Source organism: Mariniflexile sp. TRM1-10, from assembly GCF_003425985.1.
Classification (GTDB): domain Bacteria; phylum Bacteroidota; class Bacteroidia; order Flavobacteriales; family Flavobacteriaceae; genus Mariniflexile.
In genome coordinates this window covers 4,469,844-4,496,536 of sequence record NZ_CP022985.1, presented here as the reverse complement: position 1 = coordinate 4,496,536, position 26,693 = coordinate 4,469,844, and the positions used below count along the sequence as shown (strand labels likewise).

Here is a 26,693-nt window from a genome sequence, read left to right as displayed (position 1 = left end):
ATTATGAAAATCAAAAACATACTATGTGCTCTTGTAGCAATACTAATGCTCTCTTGTAGTAATGATAGCAAAGACGATGATTCGAAAAATATACCATCAGATGGTTTGGTAGCCTATTACACCTTAAATAACGAAGCTTTGGATAAAAGTATAAATAATAATGATGGAGAAATTATTGAAGCTAGTGGCTCAACCGACAGAAAGGAGAAAGAAAATGGCGCATTGGAGTTTAACGGGATCAATTCTAAGGTAGTACTCACAACTCAAATAGATGATGCACTTTCGACTGGCTTAACTTTTTCTGCATGGATCTATTATACTGGTGAAAGTACAGGAAGAATATTAAGCAATTATAATGGAGAGGGAGAAGCAGGAAACTGCAAAGAGAGAATTGGATTTAATTTTGGAATAACAGCCGATAAACAATTAAACATTCATTATGCGATTGATGGTGATGATTATGTTGGCAGAGCAACGGCTCTAAATACGATTAATACTAATGAGTGGATTCATGTATTAGGAACATGGGACGGAACTTTTACTTCAGGTGGATTTAAATTATACATTAATGGTGTACAACTGGATACTGAGAATCATGAAAGTGGAATTATTTCGTGTGATTACCTTCAATCATTAAGTCCCTTTTATATAGGAATGGGACATTGTGCTGCAGGAGAATGTGCACCCTTTGGAGGCAAGATAGATGATGTTAGAATTTATAATAAGGTGTTAAATTCAGATGATATAAAACTCTTGTCGGAGGAATAGTTAACTGCATCAATATTCAAACCATAAAAAACAATAGCTTCTCAAAAAGGAGCTATTGTTTTTTAGACTAAAGCGCAAAAATCCTTTGTTGGTTCGAGCGGCTTTGTTCTAGGAAAAAGGAGTTAATTGTTTATTCTTCATTAGAAGGTTTTCCAATAGTAGCCAAAATGCCTCCGTCCACATAGACAATATGACCATTTACAAAATCACTGGCCCTTGAGCTTAAAAAGATGGCTGCTCCTTGTAAATCTTCAGGATTTCCCCAGCGACCTGCAGGTGTTCTGCTAATTATAAACTCATTAAAAGGATGGCCATTTACTCGTATGGGTGCCGTTTGGCTAGTGGCAAAATAACCAGGTCCTATGCCATTGGTTTGAATGTTAAATTTAGCCCATTCGGTTGCCATGTTTTTAGTAAGCATTTTTGATCCCCCTTTGGCAGCTGCATAGGCACTAACCGAATCCCTGCCTAATTCACTCATCATGGAGCATATATTAATGATTTTTCCGCCACCGCGTTTAATCATGCCTTTTGCCACATTTTTAGAAACAATAAAAGGGCTAATTAAATCTACCTTAATAACAGCTTCAAAATCTACCACTTCCATGTCGATGATAGGAGTTCTTTTAATAATTCCAGCATTATTGACTAAAATATCAATAGGGCCAACTTCTGCTTCTATTTTTGCTATGTTTTCAATTACAGCGGTTTCATCCGTAACATTAAAAACATAACCATAGGCATCTATACCGACAGATTTGTATTCCGTTATGGCATTATTAATGGCCTCTTGCGATAAATCATTTACTACAATTTTTGCGCCAGCATGTCCAAGACCTTTAGCCATTGCCATTCCCAATCCATGTACGCCACCGGTAATAAGTGCTGTTTTACCTGTTAAATCAAATAAGTTTATAGACATTTGTTATCTTTTAATTATTGTTGAATTTTTTATAGAGACAATATTAAAAGTAAAGGAAGTAATTTGTTGTAAATTATAGGTCAATATCCATCATTTACCACCCATTTGTCTATAAACGCATCTTGACTTTTTCTATTTCATAAAACCTGCCTGCTGGCAGGCAGGAATGGCTAAAATTTACCCATATTTCGTTATTTTTTTATGCGTAGTGATGCTATACCTTGCAAAAAGTGCCTCATCTGTACACATTTTATCTTCGGGTAAAAATAAAAGGACAAGATGAGTTCTATATTAAAAAGAAGTATATGTTAAAAAAAGCTTAATATTTTTATATTTGCACAAGTAGTATGAAAATGACAAAAAAAATATTTTTTGAATTGTTGTTTCTATTATAGAAATGAGTTCAATATATAGTAATATGTTTAGGTTTTTCTTAAGCTATTTTTTTGATCAGCGACGATTTTGATCCCACATGTATATGTACCAGTATTTTTTTATGAGAACAGTAAATAGAAGATTTTTTTTTCTAATACTTCTATTGTTTTTGTTTACCGTTAAGGCGTACCCTCAATACCAAAATCTCAAATTTGAAAACCTTGATACAGCAGAAGGGCTCTCCAGTAGTACGAGCACTGAGATTTTTCAAGATAGTGAAGGTTTTATGTGGTTTGGAACTATTGATGGTTTAAATAGGTATGATGGTTATAGTTTTGAAATCTACAGACCAATTTTAAATGATTCTACTTCAATAAGTAACAATCGAATAAGTGCTATTGTTGAAGACTCTAATGGGTTTTTATGGATAGGTACTAGTAATGGACTTAATTTTTTTGATAAAAAACAAGAGAAGTTTAGTAGGCTTTCATTGCATAATAAATCAACAAATTTTGTTGACCAAGGAGAAATTATAAACGATTTATTGTTTGATGAAGTTAATGAAATATTATGGGTAGCAACAAAGAATGGTGTTGTAAAGCTAAATTTAAAAAATAAACCAACACCTTATAGCGATGTTATTAATTTCTCTCATTACATTAATATTAATAACAATCTTCAGACCATAGACAATAATGATGTAACAGCAATCATTCAAGATAAGGAAGGTGAGATTTGGGCCGTTACTGAAGGAAATTATTTAAATAAGTATCATTCTAAAAAAGACCTATTTACTAGGGTACTTATAGATATACCAAACTCCTACGAATTAAACCATATCCCCAAAAGTGTTTTGGTTGATAATGATGGCGATTTTTGGATTGGCAACAATTTATCCATGTTGGTTTTTTGGGATAGAGATAAGAATGCGTTTATTCAACTGGCTCCAGTGAAAATAAACATTCCAATTTTTCATATCTATCAAGACAAAAAAGGTGTTATTTGGATTGCTACCGATGGTAATGGCATCTATCTATATGATAAGAAAAAAGGATTGCTACAGCATATATCCCATAGTCCCTTAAACAGTTTTTCGCTTCCCAATAACCAACCTTCCAAAATAATGGAAGATAAGGATGGTATTTTTTGGATTGCGACCTATAATAAAGGCGTAAGTAAATTAGTGTTGTCTAAATCGGCTTTCGGACATTATTTTTATGAATCAGACAATCCCAAAGGTTTAAGCGCAAAAATAGCTCAGGCCGTACTTCAAGATAATAAAGGACGCATTTGGATTGGGACAGATGGAGGGGGATTGAACCTATTTGATGAAAAGACAAATTCATTTCAACATTTTAAGGCAAATGCGAATAATAAAACCGGAATAAGTTCTAATAAAATAGTAAACCTAGTAGAAAGTTTTGATGGAACTATTTGGGTATGTACCTGGGATGGAGGGCTAAATAAATTTAACCCTACTACTGAAATAGCAGAACAATTTAAATATGAATCCAACAATCCATACACCATTGGTCAAAATACGGTATGGTGTGCTGTAGAGGATTCTAAAAAAAGATTATGGTTAGGGACACAATCTGAAGGATTAAATTTATTTGATTATAAAACAAAAAGGTTTTATAAGTACAAAAGCATTCAAGGAGCAAAAAACAACTTAATAAGCAACCTGGTTTTTTCCATATTTATAGATTCCAAAAACCGCCTTTTAATAGGCACATCATTAGGATTGTCTGTGGTAGAGTTAGATGAAATATCAGATTATATACCTAGTAAAATAGATTTTATTGAGTTAAAAGAAAAACCAATTCAAGGTACAAGGGTCAATTATATTACCGAGGATCATTTGGGTAATATATGGATAGGAACAGATATTGCATTGCACCATTTAAATAGTAATCTTAAGCTTATCAAATCCTATTCAACCGCAGATGGCCTTCCAAATAATCTCATTTTAGGAATTGCAGAAAGTAACCAGAATAACTTATGGATTACCACAAAAGGAGGACTTTCTAAATTTAATATTGCTGAAGATAAATTCTATAATTACAATATACAAGATGGTGTTCAGGGCATGGAGTTTCAAAGTAAATCCATTGAAAAACTAAAAGATGGTAGAATACTTGCTGGAGGAATAAATGGGTTTAACCTATTTGATCCAAACAAAATTGTTGAAAAACCGGACAACCTTAAACCCATTATAACGAGGTTCAAATTATTTAATGAAATAATAAAGCCGGGGCAAAAGCTTGATAATAGAGTCGTTATAAATGAATCCATTGCAAATACCAATGCGCTTGAGTTAGAATACGATGAAGGCTATTTGTCTTTTGAATTTGTAGCTTTTCATTATGAAAACCAAAAGCGTGTTAAATACATGTATCGAATGAAAGGTATTCATGATGATTTTATCAGTGCAGGCGATAATAGATTGGCAAATTATTCAAGTATTCCACCTGGTGAATATGAATTTCAAGTAAAGGCATCCACAGATGGCCAATGGGCTAATGCAGAAAGCTCTAATATTAAAATTCGTGTGTTGCCTCCACCATGGAAAACATGGTGGGCATATTTGCTTTATCTATTGTTCTTTGCAATTCTTCTTTGGTTTGGAATGCATTATTATACTAAAATGATCAAGGAAGAGAAAGAACATGAATTGGATCAAATGAAGCTACAGTTCTTTATTAATGTATCCCATGAACTACGCACCCCACTGACTCTTATTTTAAACCCTGTAGATAAAATTTTATCGTCATTTAATAATCCCGAAATTGTTAAATCGTCTGCTTATACACTTCAAAGGAGTGCAAGAAGGTTATACTATTTAGTTAATCAATTATTGGATTTCAGAAAACTGGATTTGGGTAAAGTCCCTCTTAAATTGGTTCATGGAGATATAGTTAAGTTTAGTGAGGATGTGTATAAACTGTTTATAGGTTTGGCAAAAACAAAAGGCATAAAGTATAAGTTTAAAAGTTCCTTTGAAGAATTACCAATGAATTTTGATCCTGATAAAGTTGAAAAAATAATAACCAATTTAATTTCTAATGCTTTAAAATATACTAATGAAGGAGGTTCGGTTAAGCTTTCAATTTCCAAACCAAACGAAACGAACAATCATTTATTTTCAAAAATTTTAAATAAAAAAACATCTGAAGAATTTGTTCAGATAGAAATTAAAGATACGGGTATTGGCTTTAAAAAAGAACAACTCAAAGATGTTTTTGGAAGATTTGTGAATGCAGGGAACACCAAAACAGGTATGGGAATTGGTTTGAATATTACCCAAGGGCTTGTAAAAATACATGGCGGCGACATTTTTGTGGAAAGCAAGCATGAAGAGGGCACTGTTTTTACTGTTTTACTTCCATTGGATCTTAAAAATGAACATAGTGAATCAATAGATGGGGCAAATAAATACCTTAATGAATTTGATTTAACCAGTGTGCAGTCTGCCGAATATGAAATTGAGGCTTATTCCGAAAGCATTGATGAACGAATTCAAAACACAGATTCTAATTCCGATGGAAAGAAAAAACAAGTCCTATTAGTTGTAGAAGATAATAAGGAATTAAGAAAACATTTGGTTTACGAGTTTAGCAATTCATTTAAAATAATTGAAGCAGTAAATGGTGCTGATGGCTTGGAGAAGATAAAAAAATACCATCCCGATTTGGTAATAAGCGACGTTATGATGCCAAAAATGGATGGATTTGAACTATGCCGTTTGGTTAAAACTGAAATTGAAATTTGCCATATTCCCATTATTTTATTAACAGCAAGAAGTCTGGAGGAAGATCGGATAGAGGGCTATAATACAGGAGCCGATGAATATTTACCAAAACCGTTTAATATAAACATTTTAAGAGCCAGGGTTAAAAATTTATTAGAAGCCAAAAAAAGATTAAGAGATAGGTTCGCTTCCATTGGAGGCGTTGTTCCATCTAGCGAAATAACTTCCAATAGCTTAGATGAGGCCTTTTTGGACAAAGCTACCAAAGCCATTATGGATAATATATCTAATCCAGATTATAAATTAGACGATTTGTTAAATGAAATTGGTACAGGTAGGTCTCAATTTTACAGAAAGATAAATTCTATAACAGGACAAAACCCCAGCAATTTTATTAGAACAATTCGTTTAAAATATGCTTCAGAATTATTGCTTAAAAATGAATTTTCAATAAAAGAAATTACCCATATGGCTGGCTTTAACTCAACAGCATATTTTAGTAAAACTTTCCGGGAATTATTTGACTTAACACCAACAGAATATTTAGAGAAAAAACTTAAAGATTCGTTATAAGTAGCATTTAATTGTTATCTAACCGCGGTTTTGGGTTGAAATGGGCTATAAGTTATCAATATTAAATTATAATTTATAAGCTTTTGCTGTGCAATTTTTTAAAATTGCTAACGAACTTAGATTTTAGTTTTGAACTCATCTTAACTTTTTATTTTAGCCATTCCTGCCTGCCTGCCGGCAGGCAGGTTTCAGGAAATAGAAAAAGTCAAGATGTGTTCTTTATAAAAAGAAAGGCAGTATGCCATAGGTCAAGTCCGTATTGTTAAGAATTATAAATAGCTTATATTTTATATGGTTCCAATCGTTTGGTGAGGTGCAATACATTTAAACGAAAAATAAAATGGCTTTTACAATGATTACACGATTTAAAAAGGTGTTTTTCTGGTGCCATATACCTAAAAGGTAAAGAATTAAAAAAAAACAGTTCATAAGGATTTGAGAGGCGAATCCATCTAATGAAATTGAGTAGTATTGATTAGTAGTTTTTTTGAGTTAGTTAGTTTACAACGGTTGCCAGATTAATTTGGTGACCGTTGTTTTAAAAGCGAGAATAATTTAGAGTAGATGAAGAACTTTTCTGTTGTCATTATTATATTATTTACAAGCATAGGGTTGAAAATGTATGCTCAAGATTTCCCCATCCCACAATCTATGGGAGCAGGTCATCCTAGAATTTTAACCCGCTCAGAAACTAAAAAAAAACTGGAATCCCTTGTTAAAAAAGAGGAATGGGCAAAAGCAATAGTAGAAAAGACGAAAGCAAAGCTACAGCCCATACTTGAAAATTGTAGAGATAACCCAGATTGGTTGCGTTCTCGGTTACAAATGTATTGGAATGCCAAATCTACCCAAGTGTATATCAATGGAGGGAAGTACAGTCATGCAGAAGGAGAAGCACCTGTACCTACGGTTAAATTCATTGGAGGACGTGGAACGCCATCTGAGTATAAAAGACCAAAGTTAGAAGATGTTAAACCTTTTATGGATGATCCAAAAGGTTTATACTTACAAAATAAAACAACCGGTGTATGGGAGTGGGCTGCCATTCCTGCAACTAGTGGAATTACTGCATCTATCAACCGTGAAATTTTAAGTATTGCTAGAGATGCCGCTTTTTTATATTGGTATCAAGAAGATAAAAAATATGCAGATTTAGCCTATAGTATATTGGATACTTATTTAAAAGGCGTGTACTATTTAAATGAGCCTATCGATTTAAGCCATGGTCATCATCAAACTTTAGTAAGTTATACTCAGTTTGAGGTGATTCAAGAACACGTGTTGAACGAAGTGACACAGTGTTACGATTTTTTACATAATTACATCAATAATAACCATCCTGACAATTTAAAAATTTATGATGCAACCTTGCAAAAATGGGCAGATTTAATTATTAAAAATGGCGTGAGTTTTAATAACTGGAACCTATTGCAGGCTGCTCATATATCAAATATTGCCTTGGTATTGGAAAATAACGACCATTATAAAAATGGCAAGGGAGGCCCTTATTATTTAGACCAAATTATGAACCATACCTCGACGCGCCAATGGTCCATGAAAAAGCTAATGGATTACGGTTATGATAATCAAACAGGTATTTGGAATGAAAGCCCTGGGTATTCTATGAATGTACTAAACGATTTTATCCATTTTGCTGAATTTTATGATCGTAATTTTAATATCGATTTGATTAAAGAAATGCCTGTTTTAAGACAAGCGGTAATAGCGGCCCCAGAATATTTATATCCCAATAAATTCAAAGTAGCTTTTGGTGACGGACATTATAGTCACTTAAGGGTTGAGCCCATTAAATATTTAATAGAGAATGCTCAAAAATATAATAAGCCAGAAGATGAGACTTACTTTACTAAGATGCTTAAAACTATTCATGAAGGGCATGAGTTTAATGGTGAATTTGTAGGTGAAAATATAGCTGACTTATTTTCGCATGAAGCATTGCATGTTAATAAAGATATCAAAACAGGAAAATTATCCGATTTTACATCGCCTTTATTTTATGCGCCTAATACCAGTTGGTTGGTGCAACGACAAGGGGACAGCGAAGAAGATGCATTAATGATTAGTCAAATAGGTTCTTTTGGAAACCATATGCATTCTAATGGCATTGCTATGGAATTGTATGGTAAAGGATTGCCACTAGCCCCAGAAATGGGAAATGGATCCGGTTATTTCTCGATAGACTATGCAGAATATTATACGCAGTTTCCTGCCCACAATACAGTGATTGTAAATGGAAAGTCCAAATACCCTGAAATGAAGAGCAACCACGCTTTTCAGGTTTTAGGAATGTATCCAAAAAGTCAACGTAAAAAAGGGAATATAAAAGGGTATACGTTTTCAGATGTAGAATTTCTAGAACCGGAAACCCAAAGCCAGCAACGTAGGGTTATGGGGATTATTAAAAATAATACAGGAGGCTATTATGTAGATATTTTTCGCTCCAAACAAAATAATGGTAATGATGTAAAGCACGAATATTTTTATCATAATCTAGGTCAGAAACTTGATTTAACAACTCCAAACGGCGACGGATTAAAACTTCAGCCTACCAGTAAATTAGCTTTTGGAGATGGTGATTTAATGGCGTATGATTATATGTGGGATAAAAAATCCATCAAAACGAATGAAGACTTTAAAGGACAATTTTCTTTAAGGATGGAAGATCGTACCGTAAACATGAATCTGTGGTTCAAAGGAGAGGAAAACCGCGAAGTATTCTCTGTAATGTCACCAAAATCTACCGCATTTCGTCATGGGCCACTTCCAGAAGCATTAAATAATAACCCAATTCCTACTTTGGTGGTTAAGCAAAATGGTGAGGCGTGGTCACATCCTTTTGTGGCAATTTACGAACCTAGCGAGCATGGAAATACAAGGATTAATTCAGTCGATTACTTTGGAACCGGAGAAAACGTTGGAATTTATATTGTAGAAAAATCAGGAAAAGAAAACTTTGTTTTTTCCAATACAAGCAACAACAATAAATTAACTAAAAAAGACCTGTTGGTAAAAGGAACTTACGGAGTGATTAGCAAACAAAACGATGATTTTACCTTGTTTTTAGGAAAAGGAAAATCAATTTCTAATGCGGCCTATATACTTGAAGTGATAGGTGAACCAGCTTCAGCATCCTTAAAAAAGGAAAACAATCAATGGTTTATTTCTACTGAAGCCCCTACAGATTTAATAATAAAGGCTGAACATAAAATTAAAAGATCAGTGATAATTGATACTGCTGGAAAAGAATATATAGGGAGATATGACAGAAAAACTAAAACAATCATGTTCCGCCTTCCTGAACTTGCTTTTCAAGCTATTAAAATGGAGCTAAACTAATGGAGTTTCTTGCTAAAATAAAAAAGCATTTAGTTATGGTTACGTACCATATTTTTGCTAGCAGCAACAAGCATCATAACAATACAAAAAAACAACGAACAAGTATTCAATAAGAATCGTTATGATTTTGGTATTATAAATAAAAATAATTATTAGATTACTAAAAATTTATATAAAGAAAAAAAAATCATTTAACAATAAATCACTTCTAAAATAATAATAGATAAAAAAAGAATTATGAATAAATATAAGGCGTTGCTTTTCTTTGGGTTATTGGGTCTTTCTATTGGCGTAAAGGCACAGGAAACAGGAAATGAGTGGAAAGATGAAAAGGTTTTTAGAGTTAATAAAGAGCATGCGCATGCATGGTTCATTCCTTATCAAGATATAGAAACAGCAAAGAAAGCAGATCCATCCAAATCTAATTATTATCAATCATTAAATGGCACCTGGAAATTTAAATGGGTAGAAAATCCTGAATCTGTGGTAAAAGGTTTTGAGAGTACAGAATTTAATGATAAAAAATGGGACCATATCCCTGTGCCATCCAATTGGCAAATGCACGGGTACGATTATCCTATTTATACCAATGTTCAATATCCATTTAAAAATTGGGGAATAAAGGAAAACAAAGGAATGGTTCCTGAGGGTTATAATCCAACAGGGCTTTACAGACGAACTTTTGAAGTTTCATCAGAATGGGAAGACAAACAGGTTTTTGTTCATTTTGGAGCTGTAAAATCCGCGTTTTACTTGTACGTAAACGGTCATTATGTGGGGTATAGTCAAGATAGTAAAACACCAGCAGAATTTAATATCACACCTTATCTTCAAAAAGGAAAAAACCTAATGGCCCTGAAAGTGATCCGTTGGAGTGACGGTTCCTATCTTGAAGATCAGGATTTCTGGAGACTTTCAGGAATAGAAAGAGATGTTTATTTAGTGGCAACACCCTTAAATAGAATTGTTGATTTTACTGTGAAATCATCCTTGGACACCAATTATAAAAATGGCGAATTTGGGTTAACTGTTGATTTGACAGGAAAAAATGATAATGCCAATTTATCCATTACAACCAGAATAGTAGGTGCAGATAAGGTAATTTATGAAGAGAATAAGAAGGTAAATACTGGCAGAGTAGTGTTTAATTCCTTAATAGAAAATGTACAAAAGTGGTCAGCAGAGTTTCCTAATTTGTACCAATTGGAAATAGAACTGAAGTCAGGTAATAACGTGTTGCAGGCCATTCAGCAAGAGATTGGTTTTAGAACCGTCGAGATAAAAGATGGTTTGTTAAAAGTAAATGGGGTGCCTGTTACGTTAAGAGGCGTAAACCTGCACGAGCACCACGAAACAACAGGTCACGTCATTGACCATGCAACAAGAATGAAGGATCTGGAGCTTATGAAGCAAAATAATATTAACGCTATTAGAACGTGCCATTATCCGCAAGATCCGGAGTTTTATCAGTTGTGCAATACCTTTGGTTTTTATATTGTAAATGAAGCAAATATTGAATCTCATGGCATTGGTTACGATTTAGACAAAACACTAGGTAATAAGCCTAATTGGATGGCTGCTCATTTAGATCGTACACAAAACATGGTTGAAAGAGATAAAAACCAACCTTCTGTAATTATTTGGTCTTTAGGGAATGAAGCTGGGAATGGAACTAATTTTTATGAAACCTATAATTGGATTAAAGAAAATGATCCGAGTAGACCTGTACAGTATGAAAGAGCAGGAGAAGAGTTTAATACCGATATTGTGGCCTATATGTACATCACTATGGGAAGTATGGAGCAATATGCGAGAACAAAATCAGATAGACCCTTAATTCCTTGCGAATATGCGCATGCCATGGGCAATAGTCTAGGGAATTTTCAGGATTACTGGGATTTAATATATAAATATAAACAACTGCAAGGTGGTTTTGTTTGGGACTGGGTCGATCAGGGATTAAAAACAAAAGACGAAAATGGTCATGAATTTTGGGCCTATGGTGGTGATTTCGGCCCTAAAGATGTGCCTAGTGATAACAATTTTTGTATGAATGGATTAGTGAATGCCGATCGTACCCCACATCCTGATTTGTTTGAATTGAAGAAAGTGTATCAACCTGTATATTTCCGAGAGGTAGATTTAAACAACGGACAAATACAGTTATTGAATCATTATTCATTTGATGATTTGAGCAACTTAAAACTGGAGTGGGTCATCGAAGCAAATGGAGTCATTTATAAGAAAGGAACTGTTGATGATATAAATGTAGATCCATTAAGCTCTAAGGTTATAAAATTGGATATACCTACAATTGCTCCAGAAGTAAACGTAGCGTATTTTTTGAACGTGTATTTAAAATCGAAAAAAGAAGCTGACTTAGTGCCATCGGGGTCCACAGTGGCTTACGAACAGTTTAAAATGCCAATATCACTAACACAACCAAGAATAAACATGGCAAAAGGAAAACTGGAATTGGTAGATGCTAAAGACGAATTGAAAGTCAAAGCAGCGAATTTTGAGGTCAGTTTTAACAAGCAAACAGGATGGATCACCTCGATTCATCAACAAGGAAAGGAAGTATTGGAAATGCCTTTACAACCAAACTTTTGGAGAGCGCCGATAGATAACGATTTTGGTAATGGTATGCAAAACCGATGTAAAGTTTGGAAAGATATTGTAAAAAGTTTCGAAGTTGTAAATTTTGATGTAAGGCAAGTCATTCCAGGATTGGTAGAAGTTGATGTGGAATTTGTAGTAAAGGATTTAAAAGGAAGAAAAACAACACTTGAGTACAAAATTTATGGCGATGGAAATATTGAGGTAAAAAGCCAATTTGATTTCAATGATAAAAATTTATCTGAAATACCTAAAATAGGTTTTAGGACACGCATACATAAAGATTACGAAAATTTAGAATATTTTGGTCGAGGTCCCCATGAAAATTATATAGATCGAAATACGGCGTCTTTAATTGGAGTGTATTCAGGGCGCGCTGAAAATCAGTATTTTCCCTATTCACGCCCACAGGAGAATGGGAATAAAACAGATATTAGATGGGTGAAATTGAGTAACTTAAAAGGACAGTCCATAACGGTTTCATCCCCAGAACCTTTCGAAACAAGTGCCATGCCCTATACCCAAGAAAGTTTTGATGATGGCGATAAAAAGGACCAAAGACACCCCACAGATATAAAAAAACAACCTTTTATAGAATGGCAAATAAACAAAATCCAAATGGGCGTTGGTGGTGATACCAGTTGGGGAGCAAAGCCACATCCAGAATATTTGATTCAACCAGCGATTTACAATTTTAGTTTTAACATACATATTAATTAGAGATGCTGGTATATAGAAAAATAAAAACTCGTATTAACAGTACCTTTTGACAATGAAGTTTAAACCACTTCAATAATAAATACAAACAGATGAAACTATTATTCTATTAGTTAAGGGTGGGCAATATCATATATTTGTAGGTAGATGGGAGAAGATGACACAAAAGACCATATAGAAATATCATTTTTATTCCAAAAAGCAATATACAATGACGTTTAGTTTGTCAGACTGAGCTTGTCGAAGTCCTAATTTTAAAAAACGTCATTGGAGTGGTTCAATTCACATGTTGTACATGTGGTTTCTGATAGTTCTGTAGGGATTAAGGTAATTATGATAAACCCTTATGTTTTTTTGATAATGGGTTTTATATTGAGGTAGCTAATTTCTGTTCCAAAATTTTAAATAAAAATAATTAATGAAAACAAGACTAATGAAAACAAGACTAATCAAAATTGAAAAAACACTATTTTTTTGTGTTATACTTTTTTTAGCAACAGTATTAAGTTGCAAAAATAAAGTTGATAGCACCAAAAGAGTAGAACTAACAGATGCTGAAATAAACAATCCACTAATTAAAGGTTTTTTTGCAGATCCCTCAATTGTTAAACATGAAGGTAAGTATTATGTTTATGCGACTATAGATCCCTGGGGAGGTGAGGAATTGGCGGTTTTTGAATCTTCTGATTTTATTAATTGGGAACAAAAGCATATTAATTGGCCAACTAAAGAAGCCTGTACAAGTCCAACATCAAAAGACAACATGGTTTGGGCTCCATGTGTTATTAAGGGTAAAGACGGAAAATTTTATATGTATGTTTCTGTAGGCAGCGAAGTTTGGGCTGGTGTCAGTGAAAAACCATTAGGGCCTTGGAAAAATGCAAAGGAAGACAATACACCTTTTATTAAAGGTAATATGTTTCCAGAATACCACATGATAGATGCGGAAGCGTTTATAGATGACGATGGTAAAGCATACCTCTATTGGGGATCTGGTCTAAACTGGGTTAACGGGCATTGTTTTGTAGTTGAATTAAATGAAGATATGGTTTCTTATGATGCATCCAAAATTAAAGATGTTACACCGCCTAACTTCTTTGAAGCACCATTTATGCTAAAAAAGAACAACAAGTATTATTTAATGTATTCAGAAGGAAAGTGTACCAATAGTACCTATAAAGTTAGGTATTCGGTAGGAGATACGCCCTACGGCCCTTGGAAAGAAGGAAAAAACAGTCCTATATTATCAACAAGTAAAGACTCTACGACCTTAGGACCAGGGCACCACACCGTTTTTAAAGAAAACAATCAAGACTATATTTTATACCATAGAATTAAAGATAATAAAGATGCCATTTTGCGTGAATTGGCTATTGATAGTTTAAATTTTGATTCGAATGAGGCTATATTAAAAGTAAAACCACAGGGTGGTGTAAGTGATTTTTTGAATAACTGATATTACGGCAAAATAAAGCAGTAAGGCTTTATATCAATTCGTGGAGCATTCAGGTTTCATAGGGAATATTAAAGGCAGAAAAAATTCATTAACCTGACTGAGTGAAATAGTAATCTAATAGGCATAAGTGAAGGAGTGACTATTAACTTAAAAAAAAACAGAAAACTAATTATAAACTCGTCTTGACTTTTTTGATTGAAGCGAATTTGATTGAAGAGAAAAAGTCAAGATGAGTTCTATATATAGTATGGATTCAAATGAAAAATTATTTTATTAAACATATGCTTAATGTTACATTCGTGCTATGCTCTTTTTTACTTGTCGCACAAGACAAAAAGGAAGCAAAAACAAGTGAGCATACAACTAATCCTATGTTTCTTAACCCAATTCTTGGCGGTGATTTTCCAGACCCGACAATAATGCGAGATGGAAATGATTATTACATGACACATTCTTCAATGTATTATGTGCCGGGTTTGTTGGTTTTCCATTCCACCGACTTGGTCAATTGGGAACCAATAAGCAATGCTTTGAATACCTATATAGCTTCTGTTTGGGCTCCCGATATATGTAAATACAAAGACAAGTATTATATTTATTTTACAGTAGACGGTAAAGGGAATTTTGTTGTTTATGCAAGCACTCCTTATGGCCCATGGAGTGAACCGGTTGATTTAAAGCTGGATGGAATAGATCCCGGCCATGTAGTAGATGATAAAGGACAGCGATGGGTTTTCATGAATTGGGGATACCGGGCAAAACTTTCAGATGATGGGCTTTCTGTTGTTCCGGGGACTCTAGAAAAAGTTTATGATGGTTGGGAATACCCAATTGAATGGGAAACAGATGGCTTTAATTTGGAGGGATCAAAACTTAAAAAAATAGGTGATTATTATTATCTATTGGCTGCTCAAGGCGGTACTGCTGGACCACCAACCTGCCATATGATTGTTGTTGCTCGTTCAAAGTCAATAGATGGTCCTTGGGAAAATTCACCAACTAATCCATTAGTTCGTACATGGCAAAATTCAGAAAAGTGGTGGGCAAAAGGTCACGGTTCACTAATAGATACTCCCGATGGTAAGTGGTGGGTAGTTTATCACGCTTATGAAAACGGTTTTCTTGGCATGGGGCGCCAGACTTTGATCGAACCCGTAGAAATAAATGAAAAAGGGTGGTTGGTAGCCCCTTCCGGCCCTGAGATTGAAGAACCAATGACAATGCCGATTAAATCTGAAAAATCAATAAACAGACTGGAACATTTAAATGAATTTAGGATTGGTTTTGACTGGAAGTTCTTCAAGAGTTACGATTCGGATAGAGTATTGTTTAAGGATAATATACTCACTCTGAAAGCGCAAGGTCTGTCTCCACAAGAATCTGCTCCAATATTGTTTGTTCCAGGGGTACATAATTATGAAATAAGTGCTAAGATTGATATTGATTCTACCGCTGTTGGAGGCTTGGTTCTTTTCTATAACGAGGACTATTATGTAGGCACGGGCATCGATACAAAAAAAAGAATCCGATGGAGAAAAGGTGGTATTAAAGGGACATGGGGGCATAAAGGAGGAACTCAGGTTTGGTTGAAAATCCGAACCATAGATCATATTGTAACAGGATATTATAGTTATGATGGAATTAATTGGAAAAAAGAAATTTGGGGTATGGATATTTCAGGTTATCATCATAACACGTTGTATGACTTTATAAGTGTTTTACCTGGATTATTTGCATATGGAGAAGGAGAGGTGAGATTCAGTAATTTTGAGTTTAAAATATTAGAATAAAAATTTGCTGAACACAAATAATTTGGGATATGATTTAGTTAATTTATTCGATACGATAATCTAATTCAGATGTTATAGCAGCTTGATAGGAATTACTTTAAAAGTATTATGCTCCATATACTTGGTCTCAAAGGACAATAAAAATAAAGAGAGTTTAATAATAAAAATAAACAGATGAAACACCCATGAAAATCACATTCACACAAACGAGGATGATTAGTCAGGGTGTTTCATCTGACAATTAAAAAACAATAAATAAAAACAGATGAAATTAAGAATAGCATTGATAATGCTTTTGTTAACAGTAGGCAAAGCAATATCCCAAGAGTTAATTACCTACGAAATCCCAAGACAATATAAATACGCCATACATAATGACGATTTTACGGTATTGGCAAGAGTTCCTGGAGGCGACTGGAAAGATTTATATGAATATAGGGTAGAGGTAGATATGGACACAAAATCTAAAGCATCCATGGTGTATTTTGATTTTGAAGGCAAAGTAGAGATTATGGTCAAAAAGAATAATGGTAGTCTTGATCAAGTAAAAATTAGACCATTGGCCAAAAATATTGTTCCCGATGTAAAAGAAAATACAATGCTATTTTCTTTGGATAAACCAATGAAGCTTTCTTTGGAAGTAAACGGTGATAGGTTGCATAATCTACACATTTTTGCAAATGCTATTGACAGAAATAAACCAGATTTAAATGACCCTAACGTTATTTATTTTGGACCAGGGGCACACCAACCAGGAGACCTTCCAGGAGATGTTTTTAATATACCTTCAGGAAAAACGGTATATGTTGACGGCGGTGCTATTGTTAAAGCAAAATTTTTGGTAGATAAAGCCCATGATGTTAAAATTTTAGGAAGAGGTATTGTGCTTCAGCCAGAGCGCGGTGTGGAAATTCGCCATTCAAAAAATGTAACGGTGGATGGATTGATTTTTATCAACCCTAAACATTATACTATATATGGTGGCGAATCAACAGAATTGACCATTAGAAATATTAAATCATTCAGTAGTGAAGGTTGGAGTGATGGAATTGACCTCATGTCCTGTTCAAATGTAGAAATAGATGATGTTTTTATGAGAAATTCAGACGATTGCATTGCTATTTATGGACACCGATGGGATTTTTATGGTGACGCTCGTAACTACGACATTAAAAACTCGATTCTTTGGGCAGATATAGCACATCCTACAAACATTGGTATACATGGTGATGCTGAGCATGGTGGAAATATTATTGAGAACATTAAATTTTCAAATATAGATATTCTGGAACACGATGAAGATGACGTAGTTGCCGAAGGTTGTATGGCTATATGCGTAAGCGATAATAATACGGCAAGAAATATTAGTTATACAGATATTAGGATAGAAAGCATTCAAGAAGGGCGTATTTTTAATTTTGAGGTTTGTTTCAGTGAAAAATACAGTGCTGCTTCAGGACAAAAAATAGAGAATATCACTATAAAGAACATTACATACAATGGTCCTTATGTAAATCCATCCATTATAAAAGGTTACAATTCAGAACGTAACGTGGAAGGGATTACTATTGAAAATTTAAAAATTAATGGAAAATTGGTTACAAATCCAAAAGAAGGCAATATCAAGATTGGAGATTTCGCAACCAAAGTGATATTTAAAAAATAAAATAAAGAAATATGTACAACTATGTAAAAATAACAGCATTGCTATTAATGATTGGGATGTTCGTTTCTTGCAAAAACCAAATCACGAAGCAAGAACTAACTATTCAAGTTGAAAACAATCAGAACTTTTCACGAAATGAAGTCGTGGAGATTCCCTATGAAAAGCTATCAGGATTATTAAAAAGTACAAGTCAAGAAAATATCAGGGTAAAAAAACAAGGTTCACAAGACTATTTAATTACCCAATTGCTGGATAGCGATAGTGATGGAGTTACCGATGCCCTTCTTTTTCAAGCAGAAGTAGCTGCTAATTCTTCAGAAAAATATGTAGTGTTAGTTGATAGTATAAATCCTGTTAAAGAAACAAAAGCAGTTACTTTTTCTAGACTAGTTCCTGAAAGAACGGATGATTACACATGGGAAAATGATAAAGTTGCTTTTAGAACCTACGGACCGGAAGCGCAACGTCGAATAGAAGAAAATGAATATGGAGGTACATTATCCAGTGGAATAGATCTTTGGTTAAAGCGTGTAGAATATTCTATTATAGATAAATGGTATGCAAAAAATCTAGAAACCGAAGGGTATTATCATATTGATCATGGAGAAGGTTACGACCCTTATCACGTTGGGAAAAGTAGAGGTACTGGAGGTCTTGGTATTTGGGAAAACGACAGTTTATACGTTTCAAAAAACTTTATCGCTTGTAGAACCATAGCCACAGGGCCCTTACGAACTGTTTTTGAGTTGGACTATGCGCCTTGGAGTGATTATAAAGTGAAAGAAACCAAAAGAATTTCTTTAGACTTAGGTAGTAATTTTTCAAAATTTGAAATAAAATTAAATGCAGAAAAAGAAGTTCCAAATTATACCATTGGAATAACATTGCACGATGGAAAAGGGGAAGTTAAATTGAATCAACAAGAGGGTTGGTTCAGGCATTGGGAGCCTATAAATGATGCTTATGTAGGTGAAGGCATTGTAATAGAACCAAACAAAGTTCAAAAAGCGTTCAACCATCAGTCGAAGACACCAGATCAAAGTCAGGTACTATTGGTTACAAAACCACAAGAAACACTTACTTATTATGCAGGTTTTGGATGGACGAAAAGTGGACAGGTTACTACGTTGGAAGATTGGGATAAACTGTTAGAAAGACAAGCTAAGATAGTAGGGAATCCGTTAAAAATATCAGTAGTAAAAGACAAATGAATTTAAAAACATACCTTGTTTATTTAATGAAAAGACATAGTTTTCTAATCTGGATTATGTTTGTGCCTTCTCTTTTTGCACAAAATTACATCTCTAAAGTTTGGCAATCAGATAATGGAGACGGCACCTATACAAATCCTATTTTATATGCAGACTATTCAGATCCGGATGTGATTAGAGTAGGAGAGGATTTCTATATGACGGTGAGCAGTTTTAACTGTACACCCGGTTTACCAATTCTTCATTCCAAGGATTTGGTGAATTGGGAAATAGTCAATTATGCTTTAGAGAAACAAATTCCAGAAGACGTATTTAACATGCCTCAACACAGCAAAGGCGTTTGGGCTCCAAGTATAAGATATCATAATAATGAGTTTTATATCTATTGGGGAGATCCCGATTTTGGAGTGTACATGATTAAAACCAATGATGTTTATGGAAAATGGTCTAAACCACTATTGGTTTTAGAAGGAAAAGGAATTATAGACCCTTGTCCTTTATGGGATGGGGAAAACACGTATATAGTACATGCTTGGGCAGGAAGTAGAGCAGGAATTAATAGTATGTTAACGATGCGTACTATGAATGCTGAGGGAACAAAGGTTTTAGATGATGGAAAAAATGTGTTTGACGGCCATGAAAACCACCATACACTGGAAGGTCCAAAATTGTATAAAAAAGGAGCATATTATTATATATTAGCTCCAGCAGGAGGCGTAGAAACTGGATGGCAATTGGCATTGCGTTCTAAAAATATTTATGGCCCTTACGAAGAAAAAATTGTTTTAGAACAAGGCTCTACAGCTATTAACGGCCCACACCAAGGCGCTTGGGTAACATCAGCAGATGGGACATCTTGGTTTGTGCATTTTCAAGATCAAGCCGTTTACGGAAGAGTCCTTTGGCTAGAACCAATGAGTTGGAAAAACAATTGGCCCGTGATGGGGAAAGATTTGGATGGAAATGGCGTTGGAGAACCCATACTTACCTATAAAAAGCCTGTACAAGGAATGCCGATAACATCACCTAAAGAAAGTGATGAGTTTAATAATGGAAAACCAGGTTTACAATGGCAATGGTATGCAAACGCATCTGTAAAATGGAGCGCGCAGATTCCGGGAACCGATTATTTAAGGCTATTCACCATCAGTAAAAAAGAAGAACCAAATTTATGGAATGTACCCAACTTATTGTTGCAAAAATTGCCCGCACCCAATTTTAAAACCACCACAAAAGTTACTTTGACTACAGAGTGGAATACACCAGGAAAAACAGCTGGATTGATCATGATGGGACAATCCTATGCATATATAGGAATAGCCTATCACGATGAAAAATATTGGGTACAACAAATCATTTGCAACAAGGCCATAGAAGGGCTTAAAGAAAAAGTCATTGACGAAAAAGAGTTAAAATCAAATACTGTTTTTTTAAGTATGAAAGTGTCTGCTCCCAACGCAAATTGTGTATTCAGTTACAGTGAAGATGGCAAAACCTTTAAAGAAATAGGAGCCAATTTTATCGCAGAAAAAGATTTATGGATTAGTGCCAAAATGGGTGTTTTTTGTGTGAGTGAAAAAAACGTTAGAATGGGCGGCTATGCCGATTTTGATTGGTTTAAAGTTAGAAAATAATTGAAAAAACTCATTTCTCAGACCTCACAGGTTTATAAAACCTGTGAGGTCTTTTTTTTTCCATTTTAAAGAGAAAGAATATCACAACTTTTTGAGTTATGAGTTTTTGGTTTTGAATTATAGATTATGGTCCCAAACCTTGAACCCAGAACCCAGAATCCAGAACCTTGAACACAAAACCCAGAACCCTGAAGCAACTTTTTCCATGAAAAAGAATGAATAGTAATTATAATTTATACGGTTTGGATTATAATTTATAGAACGAAATCTTTATTCTTTCTAATATTGACCCACGCTATTTCATATTGAAATAAGTAAGTAGACATCTAAAGAATGACTGTCATTTGATTGTTGCTAAAATGGTGGTTTCATAAAATTATAGAAAATTAAAAAGGATTCCAAGATAAGAGTATGAATATATTATATAGAAAGAATAGTATGGGTGCTAAATCGCAAGCACTAGGTTTAATTTTTATGGCATTTCTGTTGGTTGGTTGTATGGGTTCTAAATCAAGAAATGAATCCAGCCTAAGTTTGAATGTAGATAAACAATTGGATTATTGTGTAAACCAAAGTGAAAAAACAATAGCTCTAAACTTTAAAGATCAAATGCTTCCCAGAAATGTAGCCACGAATAGTAGTACTTGGCGATTGGTGGAATATAAAGATTGGACGAGTGGGTTTTGGCCAGGGGAACTTTGGTATTTGTATGAATTTACAGGTGATGATAAATTTAAGACATTTGCAGATAAATTTACAAGATATTTAACCCCGCTTTCGGTGACGCCAGCTTTAGATCATGATCTCGGATTTCAAGTATTTAATAGTTTTGGTAATGGATATAGATTGACCAAAAACCCAGAATATAAAGACGTTATTCTTAAAACGGCAGATACCCTTGCTACGCTTTATAATCCGAATGTGGGGACCATTTTGTCGTGGCCAAGAGAGGTGCCTAATATGGAGTGGCCGCAGCACAATACGATTATGGATAACATGATTAATTTGGAATTATTGTTTTGGGCATCTAAAAACGGAGGTAATAAAACATTATACAATAAAGCTGTTAGTCATGCCGAAGTAACCATGAAAAATCATTTTAGACCTGATTATACGTCTTACCATGTTGTGGTATATGATAAAGATACAGGGAAAAAAATAAAAGGAGTTACCCATCAAGGATACAGTGATGAAAGTATGTGGGCACGAGGACAAGCTTGGGCCATTTATGGCTATACCATGGTGTATAGAGAAACCAAAGCCCCTAAATTTTTAGATTTTGCACATAAGGTAACCAAAGTATATTTGGATCGGTTACCAAAAGATTTAATTCCATATTGGGATTTTGATGCACCAGGAATACCAAACGAGCCTAAGGATGCATCAGCCGCTGTCATTGTAGCTTCGGCACTTATAGAACTTTCCACTTATACTAAGGATGAAAGATTGGCAAAAGAGTATGTTGATAAGGCTGAACAAATGCTTGCTGAACTTTCTAGGAATTATCAAAGTAAAAATGAAAATACCGCTAATTTATTACATTCAACAGGACATAAACCAGCTGGTTCAGAAATAGATTATTCCATAATATATGCAGATTACTATTATGTGGAAGCCTTGTTAAGATTGAAAAAAATGAAAGCAGGTAAGCCTCTGAATTCAATAGCATTAAAATACTGAATAAAAAGTTTAAAAAAACGGACGAATTAGATGAATAAGAAAATTTTAATATGGTCTATTATTGCAGCATTAGCTGGATTTCTTTTTGGATTTGATACCGTAGTAATTTCGGGAGCCGAAAAAAAGTTACAACTATTATGGAATACCAGTGATATTTTTCATGGTACCGTGGTTATTGGAATGGCCTTATGGGGAACTGTTGCGGGAGCTATTTTAGGAGGCATACCTACAAACAGGCTAGGAAGGAGAAATACGTTAATATGGATAGGTGTTTTATATACGATTTCAGCAATAGGATCAGGATTGGCTAACGATCCCATTACTTTTGCCATATTTAGGTTTATTGGAGGCTTAGGTGTTGGAGCATCCACCATAGCCGCACCAGCTTATATTTCAGAAATAGCGCCAGCTAAAGATAGAGGAAAGCTGGTAGGATTGTATCAATTTAATATCGTTTTCGGTATACTAGTAGCTTTTGGCTCTAACTATTTGTTAAGCGGAATCGGGGATAACGATTGGCGTTGGATGGTAGGAATAGAAGCAATACCAGCAGCTATTTATACACTATTAACATATATCTTACCCAAAAGCCCACGATGGTTATTGACCAAATTTAGAACTGAAGAAGCTAAAATAGTATTACAAACAATAAACCCAGATGTAAATCCTGAAGATCTAATTTCTGAAATTAAGGAAGAAATGGATAGTACGGTACCGAATGAAAATATTTTTCTTAAAAAATATAGATTCCCGGTTGTTTTAGCGTTCTTAATTTCTTTCTTCAATCAATTATCAGGCATCAATGCCTTACTCTATTATGCTCCTAGAATTTTAACCGAGGCAGGTCTTGCTGAGAGTTCTGCTTTATTAAGCAGTATTGGGGTGGGTGTAACCAATATGATTTTTACATTGTTGGGGATTTATTTGATTGATAAATTGGGTAGAAAGCAATTAATGTACATAGGTTCTATAGGTTATATAATTTCTTTGTCATTAATTTCTTGTGCTTTTATTTTTAATTGGGAAGGCAGTTATATGCCATTGTTTTTATTTGCTTTTATTGCTGCTCATGCCATTGGGCAGGGAGCTGTAATATGGGTGTTTATTTCAGAAATTTTCCCAAATCATTTAAGAGGGTTTGGACAGTCTTTTGGATGTTCGGTACACTGGGTTTTAGCAGCAGTGGTTCCGTCATTGGTTCCAGTCTTGTTCACCATGATAGGAGCAGGGGCTGTATTTGCCTTTTTTGCTTTTATGATGGTGTTTCAGTTGTTGTTTGTTGTTTTTATGATGCCAGAAACTAAAGGGAAAACGTTGGAAGAATTACAAGAAGTCATGTTAAATAAATAGGTGAGGAAATAAAAGGAGACAAATGAATTTGTTTGAAGATTTAAAGTAAATTAATGAACTCATTTAAAGTTTTTGAAATTAAGCGAAAATTAGGGGGTTTTAGTTCTGTTGAAGGCTTTTTTGAGTTAGGGCCGAGCGTAAAGAGAAGGTTTAGTAAATCTTTTTAGCGAAGGAGCCAGCTTGTCGCGTTGGAAAAGCTACGGAAGGAAGAAAAGGCAAAAACAGAGCTGAAATCAGCAATTTTTTAGCAAATTGAAAAACTTTAAATGAGTTCAATGTATGTAAACCATCCATAGTAAGGTTTTGTTGCCCGAGGGAATAATTATTAAGGTGTTATATATGACCGACAAAAACAAATAAATATAAACGTGTTAAGAGTAGTTTTAAACGCAATATGATGATAATGGTTACTAGATTAAACAAGTTCATTTTAATGTTATTGACCCTGTTTACTTTCAATCAGGTTCAGGCTGAAGATTGGCATAAACTGTTAATGTCTCCAGACGGAAACTATAAGGTGATAGTAACAAGAGATAATGCTGGAGAAATTAAGTATAAGGTAGATTATAGGGGTAAATCCCTAATAAAACCTTCCGAATTGTCCATTTCCCTCGATAATCACCTGTCCGAATGGGCATTCGCTATTAAGGAAAAGCCAGGAGTACCGTGGATGGATGGACTGGTGTTGAAAGAAACAAAAATAAACTCGGTAGATTCGAGCTGGACGCCTGTTTATGGTGAACGCTCGGTTATACAAGAGAAGTACAACGAGCTGATACTGACTTTTGAGCAAAAGGCCAGTGCTAATTACAAAATGGATATTCAGATCCGGGCATACAATGAAGGTATAGCCATTCGTTATTATTTCCATACTAACCCAACGGGCATTTATTACCGGATTACTGAAGAGAACACCGAATTTACTTTTTCTGAAGGTACACAAGCCTGGTTTGAACCCTGGGCACAAGGGCCATTTACCAAAATGCCTTTGTCTGATTGGCCGACCGAAAGTGAAAGACCTTTGACTTTAGAACTGGAAAACGGTCTGTATGCCTGCCTCGCAGAAGCAGCCATGGTAGATTTTGTCAGAACCAAATTTGAACTGGCTGGAAATAAACCCAATACCGTAAAAACAGTACTCTATGAATCTGTAGATAAAGTACCATACTTCAACACACCGTGGCGGGTCATCATGGCGGCAGAGACTCCGGGTGAATTGATTGAGAATAACGATATTTTACTAAACCTGAATGTGCCCTCGAAAATTAACGGAGATTCATGGATTAAACCTGGTAAAATTGTTCGAGATAAGTCCCTCACGGATAAAGGTTCTAAAGAATGGATAGACTTTGCTGCTGAACATAATCTTCAGTATTTATTAATCGACTGCTGTTGGTATGGCGAACATGTTGGCTGGGAAACAGATGCCAAAGAGGAACGGATTAATTTAAGGTTGAAAGAATTGATTGCGTATGGAAAAGAGAAAGGAATCGGCACATTCTTATATGTCAATCAGCAAGCCTTGGCTAAACAGGATGTTGAGCTATTTCCACTATACAAAAAATGGGGCGTAGCGGGTGTGAAATATGGATTTGTTCAGGTGGGTTCACATCGCTGGACGAAGTGGTTGCACGAATCGGTGCTGTGGGCAGCTGAGAATCAACTTATGGTCAATATTCATGATGAATTTCGCCTCACAGGAGAGCAGCGTACCTGGCCCAATATCATGACCGTAGAAGGTATTCGTGGCAATGAAGAAATGCCTGATGCAACACATAACACCATATTGCCATTTACTAGGGGTATTGCAGGCATGGGAGACTATACCATATGCTACTACATACCTCGCATCAAAACCACACATGCACACCAACTGGCCCTTTCTGTAATTATGTATAGTCCACTGCAAACCTTGTTTTGGTACGACAAAGCTTCCGATTACCAAGGCGAACCTGAAATTGAATTTTTTGAAAAGGTACCTACGATATGGGACGATACCAAAGTGGTAGAAGGGGAGATAGGAGAATATATCGTAACAGCAAGACGCTCTGGCAACGAATGGTTCATTGGAGGGATTACGAACAATGACGCTCGCGAAATCGAATTGAATTTTAACTTCCTTGACGAAGGTAAAAAGTATATTGCTACCTTTTATCAGGATGATGAATCCATTAACACCCGGACGCAAGTGTCGTTGAAACAGAAAAAACTGACCAGTAAGTCAAAGATAAAACTGCCTCTAAAAGCTTCAGGAGGCATGGCAATATGGATAAGAGCGCAGTAAAAATTGGACTTTGTTGACCGATTGTCGAGGTCTTAACTAAGGAGTTGTAAAGAAATAAAGTGTACGGAATTGGCGCAGTGATTTAGTTCTTTTTCAAGGCGTATATGATGCAAAATGCAAAGCATTCACGAATACCTTAAAAAAAGCAATAACAAGCAATGAGTAATAGCCTTAGCTACTTAAAGAATTTACATCGAAGAAACATCCAAGGCAAAGTCTTGTTTCCTAAAGGAATGATTATGTAGGATGTTCTATATGACCTTTAAAAAACAACTGCGAAGCACATCAGTGAACACCATTAACAAATAAGAGTTTAGTGAACTAAATAATATAGTCATATAAAAAAGGGCGAAAGGACAAGCCAAAATGGATAGGTTATTTCTTTACAACTCCTAGAGACTGTTTAAGTTTTATCCTTTGGTTCTTTTATGTGCCTTTTTCCGCCATACTTCAGCTATTTTTCGGTTCGTAGCTATGTACCTCTCCCTCGCGGCAGCCTGGCTCCTTCGCTAAAAAGGTCTCCCAGACCTTTTTTATACG

13 protein-coding genes are annotated in these 26,693 nt (G+C 34.8%); 12 read left to right on the top strand and 1 reads right to left on the bottom strand.

Annotated features, from left to right (window positions below):
- The first annotated feature begins 45 nt into the window (after positions 1 to 45).
- Positions 46 to 768 carry a LamG domain-containing protein gene (locus tag CJ739_RS18495; RefSeq protein ID WP_162880264.1) on the top strand — a complete coding sequence of 241 codons (723 nt, stop codon included), beginning with the start codon at positions 46 to 48 and terminating at the stop codon, positions 766 to 768.
- A 130-nt stretch (positions 769 to 898) separates the two neighbouring features.
- Here the strand turns inward: CJ739_RS18495 and CJ739_RS18490 are convergent, their stop codons facing one another.
- Positions 899 to 1,690, bottom strand: coding sequence for a gluconate 5-dehydrogenase (locus CJ739_RS18490; RefSeq protein ID WP_117178012.1), 792 nt, complete (start codon positions 1,688 to 1,690; stop codon positions 899 to 901).
- Positions 1,691 to 2,234: 544 nt separating this feature from the next.
- Here CJ739_RS18490 and CJ739_RS18485 point away from each other — a divergent pair.
- The 11 genes from CJ739_RS18485 (at position 2,235) to CJ739_RS18435 (ending at position 26,153) form a co-directional block, all read left to right on the top strand.
- A complete protein-coding gene (locus CJ739_RS18485; RefSeq protein WP_236951556.1) occupies positions 2,235 to 6,389 on the top strand; it encodes a hybrid sensor histidine kinase/response regulator transcription factor in 4,155 nt (1,384 codons plus the stop codon).
- Between the two features lie 564 nt (positions 6,390 to 6,953).
- Positions 6,954 to 9,746, top strand: coding sequence for an endo-acting ulvan lysase-like protein (locus CJ739_RS18480; protein WP_117178010.1), 2,793 nt, complete (start codon positions 6,954 to 6,956; stop codon positions 9,744 to 9,746).
- Positions 9,747 to 9,983: 237 nt separating this feature from the next.
- Positions 9,984 to 13,085, top strand: coding sequence for a beta-galactosidase, LacZ type (lacZ, locus tag CJ739_RS18475; protein ID WP_117178008.1), 3,102 nt, complete (start codon positions 9,984 to 9,986; stop codon positions 13,083 to 13,085).
- A 415-nt stretch (positions 13,086 to 13,500) separates the two neighbouring features.
- Positions 13,501 to 14,538, top strand: coding sequence for a family 43 glycosylhydrolase (locus tag CJ739_RS18470; RefSeq protein ID WP_236951555.1), 1,038 nt, complete (start codon positions 13,501 to 13,503; stop codon positions 14,536 to 14,538).
- Positions 14,539 to 14,795: 257 nt separating this feature from the next.
- Positions 14,796 to 16,328, top strand: coding sequence for a family 43 glycosylhydrolase (locus CJ739_RS18465; protein ID WP_205419377.1), 1,533 nt, complete (start codon positions 14,796 to 14,798; stop codon positions 16,326 to 16,328).
- Between the two features lie 265 nt (positions 16,329 to 16,593).
- The gene (locus CJ739_RS18460) at positions 16,594 to 17,994 is read left to right on the top strand and encodes a glycosyl hydrolase family 28 protein (RefSeq protein WP_117178004.1); all 1,401 of its coding nucleotides are present in this window, start codon (positions 16,594 to 16,596) and stop codon (positions 17,992 to 17,994) included.
- 11 nt (positions 17,995 to 18,005) lie between these two features.
- Positions 18,006 to 19,205 carry a BT3233 family polysaccharide utilization protein gene (locus tag CJ739_RS18455; protein WP_117178002.1) on the top strand — a complete coding sequence of 400 codons (1,200 nt, stop codon included), beginning with the start codon at positions 18,006 to 18,008 and terminating at the stop codon, positions 19,203 to 19,205.
- A 26-nt stretch (positions 19,206 to 19,231) separates the two neighbouring features.
- Positions 19,232 to 20,839, top strand: coding sequence for a glycoside hydrolase family 43 protein (locus CJ739_RS18450; protein WP_205419376.1), 1,608 nt, complete (start codon positions 19,232 to 19,234; stop codon positions 20,837 to 20,839).
- 411 nt (positions 20,840 to 21,250) lie between these two features.
- Complete coding sequence (locus CJ739_RS18445) at positions 21,251 to 22,519, top strand: glycoside hydrolase family 88 protein (RefSeq protein WP_236951554.1); 1,269 nt, start codon at positions 21,251 to 21,253, stop codon at positions 22,517 to 22,519.
- Positions 22,520 to 22,549: 30 nt separating this feature from the next.
- The gene (locus tag CJ739_RS18440) at positions 22,550 to 23,869 is read left to right on the top strand and encodes a sugar porter family MFS transporter (protein ID WP_117177996.1); all 1,320 of its coding nucleotides are present in this window, start codon (positions 22,550 to 22,552) and stop codon (positions 23,867 to 23,869) included.
- 403 nt (positions 23,870 to 24,272) lie between these two features.
- Positions 24,273 to 26,153 (top strand): glycoside hydrolase family 97 protein, encoded by a 1,881-nt coding sequence (locus CJ739_RS18435; protein WP_205419375.1) that lies wholly within the window; start codon positions 24,273 to 24,275, stop codon positions 26,151 to 26,153.
- The last annotated feature ends 540 nt before the right edge of the window (positions 26,154 to 26,693 follow it).

What these genes read in the sequence shown, in the direction of transcription:
- CJ739_RS18445 (WP_236951554.1), top strand. Translation starts at nt 21,251, where the DNA reads ATGAATATATTATATAGAAAGAATAGTATGGGTGCTAAATCGCAAGCA.
- CJ739_RS18435 (WP_205419375.1), top strand. Translation starts at nt 24,273, where the DNA reads ATGGTTACTAGATTAAACAAGTTCATTTTAATGTTATTGACCCTGTTT.
- CJ739_RS18495 (WP_162880264.1), top strand. Translation starts at nt 46, where the DNA reads ATGCTCTCTTGTAGTAATGATAGCAAAGACGATGATTCGAAAAATATA.
- CJ739_RS18450 (WP_205419376.1), top strand. Translation starts at nt 19,232, where the DNA reads ATGAAAAGACATAGTTTTCTAATCTGGATTATGTTTGTGCCTTCTCTT.
- CJ739_RS18470 (WP_236951555.1), top strand. Translation starts at nt 13,501, where the DNA reads ATGAAAACAAGACTAATGAAAACAAGACTAATCAAAATTGAAAAAACA.
- CJ739_RS18465 (WP_205419377.1), top strand. Translation starts at nt 14,796, where the DNA reads ATGAAAAATTATTTTATTAAACATATGCTTAATGTTACATTCGTGCTA.
- CJ739_RS18440 (WP_117177996.1), top strand. Translation starts at nt 22,550, where the DNA reads ATGAATAAGAAAATTTTAATATGGTCTATTATTGCAGCATTAGCTGGA.
- lacZ (WP_117178008.1), top strand. Translation starts at nt 9,984, where the DNA reads ATGAATAAATATAAGGCGTTGCTTTTCTTTGGGTTATTGGGTCTTTCT.
- CJ739_RS18455 (WP_117178002.1), top strand. Translation starts at nt 18,006, where the DNA reads ATGTACAACTATGTAAAAATAACAGCATTGCTATTAATGATTGGGATG.
- CJ739_RS18480 (WP_117178010.1), top strand. Translation starts at nt 6,954, where the DNA reads ATGAAGAACTTTTCTGTTGTCATTATTATATTATTTACAAGCATAGGG.
- CJ739_RS18490 (WP_117178012.1), bottom strand. Translation starts at nt 1,690, where the DNA reads ATGTCTATAAACTTATTTGATTTAACAGGTAAAACAGCACTTATTACC.
- CJ739_RS18460 (WP_117178004.1), top strand. Translation starts at nt 16,594, where the DNA reads ATGAAATTAAGAATAGCATTGATAATGCTTTTGTTAACAGTAGGCAAA.